The following is a 252-nucleotide window of genomic DNA, read 5'->3' as shown; positions in this document are numbered from 1 at the left end:
GCTAGTTCTATCGCCAATGTGGCGGTTGCGGCCTTGTTGGCAGGAGACATGGCGACTGCTGGGCAAGCAATCGAGGGAGACCTCTTCCACGAGCGCTATCGTCAGGACTTGGTGAGAGAATTTGCGACGATTAAGCAAGTAGCCAAAGAAAATGGTGCCTATGCAACCTACCTCTCTGGTGCTGGGCCGACAGTTATGGTCTTGGCTTCTCATGACAAGATACCAACGATTAAGGCAGAATTGGAAAAGCAA

1 pseudogene is annotated in these 252 nt (G+C 51.2%); it reads left to right on the top strand.

Going from position 1 to position 252, the window contains the following annotated elements:
- Nucleotides 1–252: pseudogene (locus tag ACYQ78_RS39885) on the top strand (hypothetical protein); the annotation flags it as partial.

Source organism: Herbidospora sp. RD11066, assembly GCF_054661255.1.
The sequence above is the reverse complement of the archived record's forward strand: the minus strand, read 5'-3'. Positions and strand labels throughout refer to the sequence as shown.